Source organism: Paenibacillus dendritiformis (assembly GCF_015845845.1).
In the GTDB taxonomy this organism is placed as follows: domain Bacteria; phylum Bacillota; class Bacilli; order Paenibacillales; family Paenibacillaceae; genus Paenibacillus_B; species Paenibacillus_B dendritiformis_C.
In genome coordinates this window covers 1-13,823 of the sequence record NZ_LDIG01000048.1, presented here as the reverse complement: position 1 = coordinate 13,823, position 13,823 = coordinate 1, and the positions used below count along the sequence as shown (strand labels likewise).

The 13,823-nt window shown below is 48.6% G+C and carries 23 protein-coding genes and 1 pseudogene; 18 read left to right on the top strand and 6 right to left on the bottom strand.

The genetic code is table 11. From position 1 onward, the window contains the following. The first annotated feature begins 110 nt into the window (after positions 1-110). The 12 genes from ABD76_RS01345 (at position 111) to rpsI (ending at position 6,592) form a co-directional block, all read left to right on the top strand. Positions 111-755 (top strand): adenylate kinase, encoded by a 645-nt coding sequence (locus ABD76_RS01345; protein ID WP_197253651.1) that lies wholly within the window; start codon positions 111-113, stop codon positions 753-755. 4 nt (positions 756-759) lie between these two features. After that, positions 760-1,512, top strand: a complete 753-nt coding sequence (gene map, locus ABD76_RS01340; protein ID WP_197253649.1) for a type I methionyl aminopeptidase — start codon at positions 760-762, stop codon at positions 1,510-1,512. A gap of 10 nt (positions 1,513-1,522) precedes the next feature. Then, positions 1,523-1,834, top strand: a complete 312-nt coding sequence (locus tag ABD76_RS01335) for a KOW domain-containing RNA-binding protein (protein ID WP_197253647.1) — start codon at positions 1,523-1,525, stop codon at positions 1,832-1,834. Between the two features lie 2 nt (positions 1,835-1,836). Then, positions 1,837-2,052, top strand: coding sequence for a translation initiation factor IF-1 (gene infA, locus ABD76_RS01330; RefSeq protein ID WP_006676514.1), 216 nt, complete (start codon positions 1,837-1,839; stop codon positions 2,050-2,052). 97 nt (positions 2,053-2,149) lie between these two features. Further along, complete coding sequence (gene rpmJ, locus ABD76_RS01325) at positions 2,150-2,263, top strand: 50S ribosomal protein L36 (RefSeq protein ID WP_003333770.1); 114 nt, start codon at positions 2,150-2,152, stop codon at positions 2,261-2,263. Positions 2,264-2,283: 20 nt separating this feature from the next. Continuing rightward, on the top strand, positions 2,284-2,652 hold the full coding sequence (gene rpsM / locus ABD76_RS01320) for a 30S ribosomal protein S13 (RefSeq protein WP_197253645.1): 369 nt from the start codon (positions 2,284-2,286) through the stop codon (positions 2,650-2,652). A 19-nt stretch (positions 2,653-2,671) separates the two neighbouring features. Further along, a complete protein-coding gene (gene rpsK, locus ABD76_RS01315) occupies positions 2,672-3,067 on the top strand; it encodes a 30S ribosomal protein S11 (RefSeq protein WP_006676516.1) in 396 nt (131 codons plus the stop codon). 137 nt (positions 3,068-3,204) lie between these two features. After that, on the top strand, positions 3,205-4,149 hold the full coding sequence (locus ABD76_RS01310) for a DNA-directed RNA polymerase subunit alpha (RefSeq protein WP_006676517.1): 945 nt from the start codon (positions 3,205-3,207) through the stop codon (positions 4,147-4,149). Positions 4,150-4,182: 33 nt separating this feature from the next. Then, entirely contained in the window at positions 4,183-4,548 is a 366-nt protein-coding gene (gene rplQ, locus ABD76_RS01305) for a 50S ribosomal protein L17 (RefSeq protein WP_006676518.1), read from the top strand. A 137-nt stretch (positions 4,549-4,685) separates the two neighbouring features. Continuing rightward, positions 4,686-5,507 (top strand): tRNA pseudouridine(38-40) synthase TruA, encoded by an 822-nt coding sequence (gene truA / locus ABD76_RS01300; RefSeq protein ID WP_197253644.1) that lies wholly within the window; start codon positions 4,686-4,688, stop codon positions 5,505-5,507. Positions 5,508-5,740: 233 nt separating this feature from the next. Further along, on the top strand, positions 5,741-6,178 hold the full coding sequence (gene rplM, locus ABD76_RS01295; protein ID WP_006676520.1) for a 50S ribosomal protein L13: 438 nt from the start codon (positions 5,741-5,743) through the stop codon (positions 6,176-6,178). A gap of 21 nt (positions 6,179-6,199) precedes the next feature. Next, positions 6,200-6,592: a 30S ribosomal protein S9 gene (gene rpsI / locus ABD76_RS01290; protein ID WP_197253642.1), complete on the top strand. Its 393-nt coding sequence runs from the start codon at positions 6,200-6,202 to the stop codon at positions 6,590-6,592. A gap of 112 nt (positions 6,593-6,704) precedes the next feature. Here rpsI and ABD76_RS30330 read toward each other — a convergent pair whose 3' ends face one another. The 3 genes from ABD76_RS30330 to ABD76_RS01275 all read right to left on the bottom strand — a co-directional run bounded on the left by ABD76_RS30330 (position 6,705) and on the right by ABD76_RS01275 (position 8,236). Continuing rightward, complete coding sequence (locus tag ABD76_RS30330) at positions 6,705-6,914, bottom strand: tyrosine-type recombinase/integrase (RefSeq protein WP_420901904.1); 210 nt, start codon at positions 6,912-6,914, stop codon at positions 6,705-6,707. A gap of 278 nt (positions 6,915-7,192) precedes the next feature. Then, on the bottom strand, positions 7,193-7,666 hold the full coding sequence (locus tag ABD76_RS30325; protein ID WP_197253640.1) for a tyrosine-type recombinase/integrase: 474 nt from the start codon (positions 7,664-7,666) through the stop codon (positions 7,193-7,195). 108 nt (positions 7,667-7,774) lie between these two features. Further along, positions 7,775-8,236 carry a helix-turn-helix domain-containing protein gene (locus ABD76_RS01275; protein WP_197253638.1) on the bottom strand — a complete coding sequence of 154 codons (462 nt, stop codon included), beginning with the start codon at positions 8,234-8,236 and terminating at the stop codon, positions 7,775-7,777. A gap of 63 nt (positions 8,237-8,299) precedes the next feature. Here ABD76_RS01275 and ABD76_RS01270 point away from each other — a divergent pair. The 6 genes and pseudogenes from ABD76_RS01270 to ABD76_RS01245 all read left to right on the top strand — a co-directional run. After that, positions 8,300-8,554: pseudogene (locus tag ABD76_RS01270) on the top strand (DUF771 domain-containing protein); the annotation flags it as partial. Positions 8,555-8,641: 87 nt separating this feature from the next. Next, positions 8,642-8,899 carry a hypothetical protein gene (locus tag ABD76_RS01265; protein WP_197253636.1) on the top strand — a complete coding sequence of 86 codons (258 nt, stop codon included), beginning with the start codon at positions 8,642-8,644 and terminating at the stop codon, positions 8,897-8,899. A 135-nt stretch (positions 8,900-9,034) separates the two neighbouring features. Further along, positions 9,035-9,739 carry a Rha family transcriptional regulator gene (locus ABD76_RS01260; RefSeq protein ID WP_197253634.1) on the top strand — a complete coding sequence of 235 codons (705 nt, stop codon included), beginning with the start codon at positions 9,035-9,037 and terminating at the stop codon, positions 9,737-9,739. Positions 9,740-9,861: 122 nt separating this feature from the next. Continuing rightward, positions 9,862-10,746, top strand: coding sequence for a hypothetical protein (locus tag ABD76_RS01255; protein WP_197253632.1), 885 nt, complete (start codon positions 9,862-9,864; stop codon positions 10,744-10,746). Positions 10,747-10,856: 110 nt separating this feature from the next. Continuing rightward, on the top strand, positions 10,857-11,102 hold the full coding sequence (locus tag ABD76_RS01250; protein ID WP_197253630.1) for a hypothetical protein: 246 nt from the start codon (positions 10,857-10,859) through the stop codon (positions 11,100-11,102). A gap of 125 nt (positions 11,103-11,227) precedes the next feature. Then, positions 11,228-11,923, top strand: a complete 696-nt coding sequence (locus tag ABD76_RS01245; RefSeq protein WP_242069291.1) for an ArpU family phage packaging/lysis transcriptional regulator — start codon at positions 11,228-11,230, stop codon at positions 11,921-11,923. A gap of 547 nt (positions 11,924-12,470) precedes the next feature. Here the strand turns inward: ABD76_RS01245 and ABD76_RS01240 are convergent. The 3 genes from ABD76_RS01240 to ABD76_RS01230 all read right to left on the bottom strand — a co-directional run. Further along, positions 12,471-12,869: a type II toxin-antitoxin system HicB family antitoxin gene (locus tag ABD76_RS01240; protein WP_197253628.1), complete on the bottom strand. Its 399-nt coding sequence runs from the start codon at positions 12,867-12,869 to the stop codon at positions 12,471-12,473. Between the two features lie 51 nt (positions 12,870-12,920). Continuing rightward, positions 12,921-13,175, bottom strand: a complete 255-nt coding sequence (locus ABD76_RS01235; protein WP_242069290.1) for a type II toxin-antitoxin system HicA family toxin — start codon at positions 13,173-13,175, stop codon at positions 12,921-12,923. 302 nt (positions 13,176-13,477) lie between these two features. Further along, on the bottom strand, positions 13,478-13,823 hold a 346-nt coding region (locus ABD76_RS01230; protein WP_197253583.1), incomplete at its 5' end, for a transposase.

Here is a 13,823-nt window from a genome sequence, read left to right as displayed (position 1 = left end):
CGGCACCTATTGTGCTGTTTCTTGTATAGCAGAGGCTTAACGAATGGCATCGAAGCACCCCACTTCCGGCGAAGTTAAGCCTGTGCTTGCATAAAGGGGAGTGACATTCGATGAACATTCTATTCATGGGGCCTCCTGGGGCAGGGAAAGGGACGCAGGCCGAACGCATTGTTGCCGAGTTCGGAATCCCCCATATTTCTACGGGTGATGCGTTCCGAAAAGCGATGAACGAAGGCACCCCTATCGGGTTGAAAGCCAAGCAGTACATCGATCAAGGTCTGCTCGTTCCGGATGACGTGACCGTGGGCATCGTTCGCGAACGGCTCGCGCAGCCGGATTGCGAAGCCGGCTTCCTGCTGGACGGCTTCCCGCGCACATTGGCGCAAGCCGAGGCGCTGGACGGCATCCTGACGGAGCTGGGCCGCAAGCTGGACCATGTCATTAATCTGAGCGTGGACCGCGATTTATTGCTGGCTCGTCTTACGGGACGACGTATCTGCAAGTCTTGCGGCGCGACGTACCATGTCATATTTAACCCACCTGCACAAGCAGGCGTTTGCGATAAGTGCCAAGGCGAGCTCTACCAGCGCTCGGATGATACCGAGGAGAAGGTCGGCACGCGCCTTGACGAATATATCAACAAAACGGCTCCTTTACTCGAATACTATGGGAACAAGGGCTTGTTGCGTCAGGTTGACGGGGAGAAGGAAATCGATACGGTGACGTCTGAAATCGTATCTTTACTGCGAGGTTAAAAAGATGATCATCTGTAAGTCCGAAGTAGAATTAGGCTTCATGAGAGAAGCTGGGCGAATTGTAGCGGAAACGCATCGTCTTCTGGCCCAATCCATCAAGCCAGGGATCACGACTCGTGAACTCGATTCTATTGCAGAGACGTTCATTCGCAGCCAAGGGGCGACACCTTCGTTCAAAGGTTATAACGGATTTCCCGGCAGCATCTGCGTATCAGTCAATGAAGAACTGGTGCACGGCATTCCCGGCAAACGCAAGTTAAACGAAGGCGACATCATCAGCATCGATATCGGTGCTGAATACCGTGGATATCATGGAGACTCGGCCTGGACCTACGGCGTCGGCACGATCTCGGAGACAGCCCGGCGGCTGCTCGAGGTTACGGAGCAATCGCTCTATGCCGGGCTCGCTCTGGTCAAGCCGGATACGCGTCTTTACACGATATCCCATGCGATCCAGCGCGTAATTGAAGATGCAGGTTTTTCGGTCGTGCGAGAATACGTGGGGCACGGAATTGGAACGGATCTTCACGAAGAACCGCAAATCCCCAATTACGGGATTCCGGACCGCGGCCCGCGTCTCAAACCGGGCATGACGCTTGCGATAGAGCCGATGGTCATTGTCGGTGAGCGGTATGTCAAGACGCTCGCAGACAACTGGACGGTAGTGACGGTGGACGGAACGCTGTGCGCTCACTTCGAGCATACGGTAGCCGTGACCCCGGAAGGTTGCGAAATTTTGACGAAGCTGGTTGAGTAGGTGATGGAAGATGAGTGAACTATCAACCCCTCGTCTCGGCCAATTCGTCAAGGTGCTTCGAGGTCGTGATGCGGGCAAGCTCGCAGTCATCATCGGCATTGAAGAATCGCGCTACGTCAATATAGCGGATGGGGACAAACGGAAGTTTGACCAGCCTAAGCGAAAAAACTTGCTTCATCTTGAGGTGCTACCCGAGATTAGCCATGAAGTTGTCCGAAGTTTACAGGAGAGCGGCCGGGTTACGAACAGTAAGCTCCGGTACGTCCTGACGAAATTTGCGGAAGAGTCAGCCGCTGCAGATGTTGAACAGAAAGGAGAATGACGTTGGCCAAGGAAGATGTAATTGAGGTGGAGGGCACGGTCATTGAGCCGTTGCCGAATGCAACGTTTCGAGTTGAGTTGGAGAACGGTCATCAAATTTTAGCCCATGTTTCCGGCAAGCTGCGGATGCACTTCATCCGTATTCTGACAGGGGACAAAGTGGTCGTGCAACTTTCGCCATACGATTTGAGCAAAGGTCGCATCACATATCGGAAGTAGCCCCCGGCTATCGCCGAGGAGCACTTGCATGCACTTGCAGGCCGTCAGACGCGGGCTGGAGATACGGGTGCAACTTGATAACTAGGAGGTATTCAGCATGAAGGTAAGACCTTCTGTTAAGCCGATTTGCGAGAAATGCAAAGTCATTCGACGCAAAGGCAACGTTATGGTAATCTGTGAAAATCCGAAGCATAAACAAAAACAAGGATAAAAGAAGGGGGTGTAGCGTTAATGGCTCGTATAGCTGGTGTGGACTTGCCACGTGATAAACGCGTTGAGATCGCCTTAACATACATTTTCGGAATCGGAAAATCGACTTCTCAGAAAGTCATTGCGCAAGCAGGTGTCAACCCGGATACTCGCGTTCGCGATTTGACGGAAGACGAAGTGAACAAAATCCGTGAGGCGATTGACAAGAATATTAAAGTAGAAGGCGACCTCCGCCGCGAGATCTCTTTGAACATCAAACGTTTGGTCGAAATCGGATGCTATCGCGGTATCCGCCATCGCCGCGGATTGCCTGTTCGTGGGCAACGTACGAAGACAAATGCTCGTACGCGTAAAGGCCCTCGTCGTACCGTAGCGAACAAGAAGAAGTAATAAGGGGGGATAACTAGCAATGGCTAAAGCGAAAAAAGTCGTACGCACAAAACGTCGTGACCGTAAAAATATCGAGAGTGGTGTGGCTCACATTCGTTCTACGTTCAACAACACGATCGTAACGATCACGGATCCACACGGCAACGCTATTTCTTGGGCTAGTTCCGGGAATTTGGGCTATAAAGGCTCCCGTAAATCGACGCCATTCGCAGCGCAGATGGCTGCGGAATCCGCTGCCAAAACGGCAATGGAACACGGCATGAAGTCGGTTGAGGTAATGGTTAAGGGTCCTGGCGCAGGTCGTGAAGCTGCCATCCGCTCTCTGCAAGCTGCAGGTTTGGAAGTCAGCATGATCAAAGACGTTACGCCAATCCCGCACAACGGCTGCCGCCCGCCAAAACGTCGTCGCGTATAATGATGGCACACCGATGCGTGTAGTATTAAGCTAGCGCCTGTTGGGAATAATGGTTGTTTAGGCATACTGCATGAATCGACCGACCGTAGGTGTTTGACGTTGGAAAACGCCAGCGACGTTTGAAGGAGGGTTATACAGTGATTGAGATCGAAAAGCCGAAAATTGAGACCGTGGACGTCAATGAGGAAGGCACATACGGCAAATTTGTCGTTGAACCGCTGGAGCGAGGATACGGAACGACGCTAGGCAACTCCTTGCGCCGTATTCTGCTCTCCTCCTTGCCCGGTGCTGCGGTGACGTCCGTCCAAATCGACGGTGTCCTGCACGAGTTCTCGACGATTCCGGGAGTCTATGAAGACGTCACGGAAATCATCTTGAACTTGAAGGCCCTGTCGCTCAAAATCCACTCCGATGAAGAGAAAGTTCTCGAGATCGATGCGGATGGCGAAGGGATTGTAACGGCTGGCGATATTCGAGCGGACAGCGATGTGGAAATTTTGAACCCGGATCTCCGCATTGCAACTTTAGCGCAAGGTTCCAGACTCCATATGCGAATCTTCGCAAATCGTGGTCGTGGCTATGTGCAGGCTGACGGGAACAAGCGGGAAGACCAACCGATTGGTGTTATCCCGGTGGACTCGATTTACACGCCGATCTCCCGCGTGAACTACAACGTGGAGAATACGCGTGTCGGCCAAGTGACGAACTACGACAAGTTAACCCTTGAAGTGTGGACGGATGGAAGCATTCGACCAGAAGAAGCGGTGAGCCTCGGTGCGAAGATTTTGACGGAGCACTTGATGCTGTTCGTCGGATTGACGGATGAAGCGAAAGACGCGGAAATTATGGTTGAAAAAGAGGAAGACAAAAAAGAGAAAGTGCTTGAGATGACAATCGAAGAGCTCGATCTCTCCGTTCGTTCCTACAACTGCTTGAAGCGTGCAGGCATCAATACGGTTCAAGAGCTGATTACGAAGACCGAAGAAGATATGATGAAGGTCCGGAACCTGGGCCGCAAATCTTTGGAAGAAGTTCAAGAGAAGCTCGAAGAACTCGGATTGGGCCTTCGCATGGAAGACTAACAGGAACTTGGCTTAGAAGGAGGGGAAATAGCAATGGCATACCAAAAGTTGGGTCGTGATTCCAGTGCCCGTAAAGCATTGTTCCGCGACTTGGTAACTGATTTGTTCTTGTATGAGCGCATTCAGACGACGGAAGCGAAAGCGAAAGAAGTTCGCTCCATCGCGGAGAAGCTCATTACGCTGGCGAAACGTGGGGATCTGCATGCTCGCCGTCAGGTGGCTGCATTCGTTCGCCGCGAGACTCTGAATGGGGAACAGGATGCAATCCAGAAGTTGTTCTCGGATATTGCTCCACGCTACACAGAACGTCCAGGCGGATATACCCGCATCATGAAATTGGGACCGCGCCGCGGCGATTCTGCGCCTATGGTGTACTTGGAACTGGTTGACCGCGCGTAAGTTCGCGGTCCTGTTTAGCGATACGATAACGACGCAGCAGCGGCGTGAAAGAAGGCTCCCATGAGGAGCTTTTCTTTTTAATCGCCTCGGGACGCCGTCCCCGCTGCCATGCAGGCGGTTCACCACGGAGGTGCTTTATGCGTAACATTGGAATGCTGTTAAGCTATGACGGCACGGCATACAGCGGTTACCAGACGCAGCCGGGTCGGGACACGATACAAGGACGCATCGAAGAAGCGATTCACATGTTAACGAAGGAGCATGCGGCCGTTACGGCTTCCGGGCGCACGGATGCCGGCGTGCATGCGCTTGGGCAGGTGGTTAACTTCGCGACCGAGTCATCGATACCCATCGAACGTTGGTGCGCCGCGATGAACTCGCGGTTGCCCGATGACATCGTCATCCGGGATGCATGGGAAGCTCCCGAATCGTTCCATGCCCGGTTCTCAGCGAAGCGCAAGACGTATCGTTATTCAATCCTGGCGGAGCGGACGCGTGATGTTTTCCGGCGCAACGTGGAATTCCATCATCCCGCACCGCTTGATATTGAGGCGATGCGTGAGGCGCTTCAGCACTTCGTCGGAGAGCATGACTTTACGTCAGTCGCATCGCCCAAATCACCGAAACTGACCAATGTGCGCACGATTTACGAGGCGCGATTGGAGCATGAACCGAACGCGAACCAGGAGCCCGGCCGGGGCCGGATTCATTTGTTCGTGACGGGGAACGGCTTTTTGTACAACATGGTACGCATCATTGCGGGCACCTTGATCTGGGTGGGCGAAGGCAAGTTCTCTCCTGATGATATTGTGCCCATTCTTGCGGCGAAAAACCGGGAAGCCGCAGGACCGACGGCGGTGCCCCACGGCCTGACGCTGTGGAGTGTTGAATATGACGGAGAAGACCGGATGGATAAGGCCGCGCCGCTTCTTGCCGCAGGGAAAAAAGACCTTGCATAATAGAACCGAATACGGTAAAATAACATCTGTGTTTCTTTAGGCTTTCCCACGGCCCCGCAAAGAAATCACGCTGCCTCCGGGCAGTTTTTGACAGATTTTTTTCACAGATCAAGAGAAGACGTACTGAACGAATATACACACGAACTATCGTAACGATGGTAATGAATAATGATTGTGATATGACACAGTGTGCCGTTCACACTGTATCGAAGGTCATCAGAGGAGGATGTTTCATGCGTACCACATATATGGCGAAGCCAGCTGAAGTTGAGCGCAAATGGTTCGTTATCGACGCAACTGGCAAGACACTCGGTCGCCTTGCTTCTGAAGCAGCGGCTCTTATCCGCGGCAAGCATAAGCCGACATTTACACCCCATGTTGACGGCGGAGACTTCGTCGTTGTCATCAACGCAGAGAAAATCGTCTTGTCCGGCAACAAGCTGCAAGACAAGAAATACTATCGTCACTCCCTCTATCCAGGCGGTCTGAAAGTGACAAGCGCACAGGAAATGCTGAACAAGAAGCCTGAGCGCATGATTGAACTTGCGGTTCAAGGCATGCTGCCTAAGACGCGCATGGGCAACAAAATGAAGCTTCGCATCAAAGCATATGCCGGCGCAGAACACCCGCATCAAGCACAACAACCTGAAGTTTACGAACTTCGCGGATAATAGAAAGGGGAGGACAGTTTCATGGCACAAGTACAATACTATGGGACAGGTCGTCGCAAGCACTCGGTAGCACGTGTTCGTCTCGTACCGGGCGAAGGCCGCATCGTGATTAATAAACGTGACATTAACGACTACTTCGGTTTGGAAACGTTGAAGCTGATTGTAAAGCAGCCGCTGAACCTTACCGAGACTCTTGGCAAATATGATGTAATCGTATTGGCTCACGGAGGCGGAATCTCCGGACAAGCTGGAGCGATCCGTCACGGCATTTCCCGTGCGCTGTTGAAAGCCGATCCGGAACTCCGTTCTTCGTTGAAGAAAGCCGGATTCCTGACTCGCGATCCGCGCATGAAAGAACGTAAAAAATACGGCCTCAAAGCGGCTCGCCGCGCGCCTCAGTTCTCGAAGCGTTAAGAAGCCTGTTATATCAACGATTATCGCCCTTGGCCCTTGCTGGTCAGGGGCGATAATTTTATCAAGGAAACTGCCGTGACCATATTTTGACCATATTTTTTCGGTTTTAAGGTCATGACCTCATAAATTCCCCGAATAGCGTCGCTGTTCTTTCTTTGACTGTCTTTGTTACATGGGTATAGATGTCCATCGTCATTTTACTATTAGAGTGTCCTAGGCGCTCCTGGACCTCTTTTATACTGGCCCCGGCTTCAAAGAGTAAAGATGCATGTGTATGGCGTAGGCCATGTACCGTTATTGGGTGAAGGTTATGTTTTCTAATGATTCTTTAAGCTTGTCGTTCGGGTATGCCAGTCTTAACGGGGTGCCGTCTTGTCGAGTAAAAAGCAGTTGCTTATCACTCCATTTTTGACCTAACTCTAAAAACCGCTTCTTTTCGCTTGTAATCCATTTTTTGAGCAACTTGAATGTTACCCCTCATCCAAGCTTATAGAACGCCTAGAAGATGCCGTTTTGGGCGTCTGAAAGGTATATGCGTTATTCTCTTGGTACAATGTTTTATTTAGGGTAAGGATTTTGTTCTTGGAATCGATGTCAGACTCATGCCATAGGATTCGCTTGAATAATGTCCATTTTGATTGCATATTCGAAAACTTGATTCGCATACATTCGCATATTGTCTACTGATTTTATTTTTTCGGCTATTTTGTTCACAACTTCCTGGCAATAGAGCTTAGTAATGTCTTTCATTTTTAACTTTCTGAAGTGGGGAAGTATTTGTTGCTTGAAGTTAGAACGTACCGCCCTCCTGCTAGGTGGTTTTAATGTTGGTGAATGTGTTGCATACCATTGCTTATAAACTGCTTCAAAGATCGGTTTTTTTGAGTCTTCTATGAATGTTCCATTTTCTATTTCCCGCTCTGTTTGTGCTGCATGAAGCTGCGCTTCCTTCTTTGTATTAAACCCCCTCTTTGTTGATGGCTTCTTTTTGCCGGTTAGTGGGTCAATGGATGAATAATACTTATACATCCACTTGTAACCGTCTTTAGTTTTGTACTTCTGGAAACTTGCCAATGCTCTCACTCCTCATCAGATTTGTCTGGAAGCATTAGTTTTATCATCTTAACTATTCGTTCTTTTTCCTCTGTCGAGAGATTACGACCATTAAACTTAATGTTTGGTCTATTCATAAACTCCAAGTAAGCCAGAAGGTGTGACAGTATAGTCTGTATATCCAACCTCGTTTACGTAATTTTGAAGGGCTCTCCTGAAACTTGGATCTTCAAGTACTTCATTTCGGAAGTTGTCAGCATCTTTACTTAAAACCTTAATGTCTTTTGCAATGTCTTCATAATCAACTTCATTAGAGAAGCGCTCTAGTTCATCGTAACTGTAATAATGTTCTTCCGTTGTTGGTAGTTCCAAAACTGATACGCCGAGAGCCCGACAAATTTTTATTTGGGTTGACATCGGCGGAAGATTCCTTTTACCGTTTTCCAATTGTGATAAGTAAGAATGAGATAACTCAGATTTTTTCGCTAATTCAACTAGGGTAAGTCCCTTTTCCTTTCTTTTTTGTTTTATAAAGGCCCCGAATTCCTCTGATATTTCTTTTAAATTTTCATCAATATATTTTTCCCTCATTTACATCACCCGATTTTATTATAACCGGACAAAGACTTTGTTCAGCGACTTGCTAAAGAAGAAGTCAAACGCTTGGTTGAAGAAACCGGCGCGGGAACATGGTGGGATATGAAGCGGCTTGAAGCCGAAACATGCCGAAAGCGGGATTGGCTAATCGAGAACATTCTGCTTAACCCGCGGTTCAAGGCAGAGATGAAGCTAATCTCGAATGGCTGCGAAAATGGCCGCTGGATGTTCAGGGCTGCAGGAATGAGGGCATTCTTGGACAAGCATTTTCAAGAGCTTAACGGCAAACCTATGCGGGCTGGTGTTGGGTGATTAGTAGAAAGGGTGTAGACTCAACCGACACCCCGGCAAGCCGGCATGAAGTATTGACTTAATCAATTTGATGGGAGGGCTATAGAAATGATGCAGTTGACAGATGTACAGGATGCGGCTGTCGTAGAAGAAATAATCGACTTCTGCCCCGCGTGTGGCAGGGCTATTGTATTCGGTCAGGAAGCATGGGAAGTCGGCCCCGCGCTGGTATGCTCTAGGATTTCATGCATTCTCAAGCAGATAAAGGCCGAAAAGCGAAGAGCCGGAGGGGTTTCTCATTTTGTACCGCCTGAACAATACAGGAAATCGAAAAATGAGTCGGCGCTGAACTCAAAATTGAGTTGAGCGCAGAACTGCTAACCTTCGGACGGATTGCGAAATAAAGGGGTATGTCCAACCTTGGACTGACCTGAAAAGTCAGGTGAGCGCAAATTGAGATTGCCCTAAGCGACCACGAACTAAGCAGAAGGGAGAGAAGATATGAGCAAACTTATCCTTAATACGGACTGCATGTTGTATGAGATGAATGGAAAAGCGCTGTACAGCAGCCGTCAAGTAGCTAATGAGTTTGACAGGCAACACAGCCACGTCCTTCGTTCTATCGATGAAATAGCTCAATCCAAAATTGGACTGAGTAAAGAACTGATGATATTGCTTGCAGGACAGACAATCGACCAATTTTATTCAGAGAATTTTTTTGAAGGCAAGTATAAGGACGCTTCGGGAAAGCGGAATAGGGAAGTTTTAATGACAAGAAAGGGAGCTATGCTTATTGTCATGGGCTTTACTGGCGAAAAGGCTACCGTTGTTAAAATCGGCTTGCTAAACCGCTTCGAAGCTATGGAACAATTTATTCAATCCCTTAATAACGCCAGACTCGAACACCCGGCATTTACACAAGCGATTATGGATTCAAAGAAAGTGCCAATACATTACCATTTCAGCAACGAAAGCGACATGATTAATCGGATCGTGCTAGGGGTTAGTGCTAAGAAGTTCCGGGAAGCCAACGGAATAGCTAAGGGCCATTCAATTCGACCTTACCTGAATACTGAACAGATCCAGGCTGTAGAAATGCTGCAGCGTGTGGACATTGGATTGTTGGTGGCCGGGCTAGAGTTCGATGATGGGAAGCGGACACTGACTCAGTATTTTGAGCGTTCGAAGCTGAAACGGATCGCGTAACGAAAAGGTGAAGAAGGAGTAAGCGCTATGACATTGGAACATTTGGCCCGCCTGTGGTTCAATCGAAGCCCTCTGCAGCATGCTGTAATCATAAAAAATATCATTCGGAAGGGAAGATATGTATGACCACATTATCGAAAGCTGAATTGGAAATGAAATTGAATGCTTGGGCGAAAGAAGCGAACGAGAAATCGAAAACCTTCTTAAACTGCCTGAAGGAATCACAAGTACAACTCTATGAGCACAAGAAACAAATTACCAGCTCTTTTGTTAAGTTCTTCGTTCAAAATATGAAGCCTGAAGAAGTGGAGATTTGCAAAAAAGAGGCCAAGAAACTAAGTGAGCTGTATGACTTTGATAAATGGGTCGAAGTGGATTCATATGGAATGATGAACCCACTGATTACGCTTCGAATTCATAATCGAAAAATTAGAGAAATATTCCGTCGGTTCAACAAAGAAAAAGCTGTTCTCAAGAAGCTTCTTGGAGAGTTGAAGCAGATCGATATTCAAGCGAAAGAGCGATTCAAAGAAAAGTATTACGAAGTGGACCCCATTATTACAGCGTACAGAGAAACGCTAAAAGAAGTTATGGAAGAGAAGCTTTTTGAAGGAGAAATCGACTATTGGGTACTAATTGAGGGCTTATTCTCAGATGGGCGCAAGATGAAGCGTGATGACTTCTTACAAGTAGTCACGGTAGATAAGTCTTTGAGATATTCGGATGGAAGCCCAATCGAGTCATTTACAAGAAGAGTAGTGGATATTCCAGAAGAGATTGACTTTGATACTTTTGAGGATCTTGTTATTTTGAAGCGTATCGAAGCGGACTTCGATGATTATCTTCATGATGCCTGGATAGAGCACTTTTTCCTAGTTAAAGAGGAATACAAGCGACAGACAGGGGAAGAGGCGTTCGATTCATTCAAATTGCTTGAAGACATCACTGGGAAGCCATTACAGACATACTCGGCTGAAGTTGATGAGTACGGGGATATAGTTAACTGATAAATGGTGGCAAGATTGTCCGTGCTGTGGAACGCGATTTTGCCCGGATTGCAACATGCTTGAAAGCGACGCTGATTATGGGGAGGATGACGAATAAATGAAAGTGAAGAATGAAAGAAGTTCTGACGTATGAGAGAGAAGCAGTAATTTCTTTGTCTGACGATGCAGTGCCTGGAACAATTAACGGAGTATTAGATAAGGCGGAAAGGCTATCTGAGACGGCCGATGATGTGACGTACCATTTGCGAAAATTGGGGTGTGGCATTGTCGAAGATGTTGATTCCGACCTGAGTTCCCCGGACGAAATGGAAGTAGAAGTTTTTGATTATGAAATTATTGATGAGGGGCAGCTATGACAGGGGGAGCAACGGATGTATGAATGGTTGGAGTGGCCGCTAATATTCGTGGGATTAGCCTTTCTGACACATGGATTCAACTTCGTAACAATCAATAAGCATTACCATGGGAAGGAAGATGATAAATGAACCAGACGGAAAACAATCGTGTCATTACGTCCGCCATTCCCGAAATGGGACATGGCTCGATAACTTACGAGACTCAAGAAGACGGGACAAAGCAGTTACGTGACAATCTTTCTCGCCTATGGTGTACATGCGGCAAACCTGCAACCAAGTATACGTTTGGGAACCAGTCTCCGTATGATTTTCAATGCATGGAATGTGCGGGCGGAGAGGAGACGGAGATAAAGAAGAGGGAGCGGGAAGGAACGGAAAAGGGGGGCGTGGGACAACTCACGATGTTCAGCCTTGATGAAAATGAGACTTGGAGAAAAGTCGAGGAACGGCTTGAGTCGGCAATGCTCTATAAGCGGTTTGGATTTATTCGTCGCGAGGCCAAGGTAACAGCGTCATACAGCGACATGCCGCGAAGCTGCACCAACGTAACAAGCGACCAGACGGCCGACCTATCTATATACAATGTAGACCGGGAGGAACGGCTGCAGCGGGAATACGAGCAAGTTATGCGGGCTGTTGGGCAGTTGTCAGACACACAACGTGAAATCATAGAACGGCGTTATCTGACCGATGAGGGAGTAACGGACATTAACGTATATGTCGAAATGGGAATGCCTGAGCGGAGCTATTACCTCGCCAAGTCCAAAGCAATGCACCGGCTTGCTTTCGCGCTGCGGTTGGAAGTCTATAAGGAGCCATAAAAAATCTTTGCAGACTTTTTGCAGATATTTTGCAGATATCCTGCAGATCATTTGGAGAAAAAGCCTGTATGATTGTATTATGGCAGTAGCGTTAAGGCGCTGCCCATGCGGACGTGGCGCGCGGGAAACAGAGCCAGCAATAAGGTATCATTCCATCTTGGCAACCAAGGGGTTAGGCGAGGGGAGTCGAGAATCATTCTGGCGGGAAACCACGCCGCGTCTAAAATATCAGGCGTGCGCCGGGGTAGACAAGGACGCTTCGCGGGCGGTACTTGTTCCGGGAGCCTGAGGGGCCGCTTACTCATAGTATGCGGTATGCAAAGGCTGGCCGACTAGCCCATCAATCAGCAGTAAGCCCTACATTATCGAGCCACAACAAAGAGGCCGCAGCGGAAACGCCGATATGTAGGCATGGAAGGGATAACCTCATCCGTCAATCTGACGGCTGTGGAGGGATCGGGGTAATCTCGGTCGGCATGTACCCGCTCCGGTGGATGTTTGTTGGAGCGGGATATGTACCCAATATAAAAAAAAGTAAGCGGCCTAATCACGGCCGCTTTTCTATGCCCAAGGCTTCACGCACGGATTGCTGCAGCAATTGGGAAAAGTTTACGTTCGCTTCTTCTCCGGCATCGCGCAGCCACTTAGGCAAGGTGCAGTTTTTGGTTACGGTCTTATCGTCCGCTGGTGGAATCACGAAGACCTCAACATAGATAATCCGATCGCCCGGTTCCTCCAGTTCGATAGCATCAATCTCGGAAGGCTCCGGCACAGATTCATTGTTATCGTGCAGTTCCTCGATGCGGTGAATGAGCATGGCCTTAGCATCTTTAATGCCGGCGACGACGGACGGAGCCGTTACAGCGGTGCCCGGGAAATCCGGAAAGTACATGCTTACGCCGGTTGGCGTCTCTTCAACAACAACAGGATAGATGTAATTTGGCATCTAAGAACCTCCTTATATTCATAAAGGGAGAGAGCAGGGGGACATCAGGGGCTAGAATTTAACCCCTGACGTGCGCTCAATACTTTTTAAGGTGCCCTTTGCTAGTACATCGCCGCTGGAGTGGTAACTGACATCGGCGTATCGCTTAGGGTCATCCTTGTGTATGTACCGACGGTGGCTAGTGCCTTTGCCGTGAGTGGGGGATTTATAAAACCCCGCAGCCTTGAGCGCTTGTAAGACTTCCCTGACGGTACGTTGCTTCCCCAATGATTTCTCCCTCCCTTCATGTTCTATTATAACACGCATAATTAATGCGCGTCAATATTTAATACGCATAAAAAATGCGCGTTGAATGATTTGGGAGCGGGAACGATCGGTTTTTGTCGGGCGAATGCCACCTATATGTAGAGGCACAGCTATTCATAATTATTAAATATGAGGAATTGAAGAATGACAATCGCGCGACGTCGAGCGGTTTGAGCAGTAAATTGTAGGATTGGAATGAAGTTTGATAAGCGAAGACATATGCGCTCATCAATTGATTAGAAATGGATAAACGGTAGTTACTTGTCGCTATATCTTCGGACTTGTTTTAAAAGTCCGGTGAATTAGTGCAGTTGTAGCCGTCTGATGGACATGCAAAACGAGTAAAACAACTCAGCCAGCGCTGAAATGAGTAGGCGTGACAACGCCTCTGTCATCACGGATTTCGTTTTTTGGCATGCCGACATACCAGTTCGAGATCGCTTTTTCCCAAACCGGCATAGTCTTTTCAGATTTTGAACGATCGCCGTCAGTAGCGCCTGTTCTTGCATGCAGTCGAGTCCGCGGCTCCGTGCACGATCCATGCCATGCGCAACTTTGCTTTCAGCAAACACATGCTCACAGCGGGTTCGTAACTTTTGCAGATGACGGTAAGAACCCGTTAGCTGAATCCGTTTAGCTCTGTTTCGG